Origin of the sequence: Paraburkholderia sp. RL17-373-BIF-A, assembly GCF_046030175.1 — a bacterium.
Taxonomy (GTDB): Bacteria; Pseudomonadota; Gammaproteobacteria; order Burkholderiales; family Burkholderiaceae; genus Paraburkholderia.
The window spans coordinates 1-595 of the sequence record NZ_JARESO010000382.1 but is presented as its reverse complement, the minus strand read 5'-3'; the positions used below and the strand labels follow the sequence as shown (position 1 = coordinate 595).

Below are 595 nucleotides of genomic sequence, written 5' to 3'. Positions count from 1 at the left end.
GGCGCGCCTGCTGCGTCGCGAGGGGCGCGAGATTGGCCGCAGGCGCGTGCGCACGCTGATGAAGCGCATGGGTATCGAGGCGCTGTACTGCAAGCCGAACACGAGCCGACGCAATGCGCAGCACAAGATCTGGCCGTATCTGCTGCGGGGCATGACGATCAATCAGGCAAACCAAGTCTGGGCACTGGATACGAGCTATATCCCGATGGCGCGCGGCTTCGTGTACCTGACCGCCGTGGTGGACTGGGCCAGCCGGAAGGTACTGGCCCACCGCGTAGCGATCACAATGGAGGCGATGCACGCTGTCGAGGCGTTGGAAGAAGCGTTCGCGAAGTATGGGCGACCTGAAATCGTCAATACGGACCAGGGCAGCCAGTTCACCGCGACAGTGTTCACCGAGGCCGTGCTCAGCCGGGGCATCCGCTTGTCCATGGACGGTAAAGGTGCCTGGCGAGACAACGTGTTCGTCGAGCGCGTGTGGCGAAGCGTGAAATATGAAGAGATGTATCTGAAAGCCTATGAATCGGTCGGCCACGCCCGGCGCTCAATCGGCGACTACATCAATCTGTATAACCAGAGACGACCACATTCGAGT

General features: G+C 60.8%; 1 protein-coding gene. It reads left to right on the top strand.

Translation table 11 applies throughout. The features are described 5' to 3' along the window. The coding region (locus P0D80_RS50980) for an IS3 family transposase (protein WP_408296527.1) at positions 1-595 on the top strand (595 nt) is incomplete at both ends.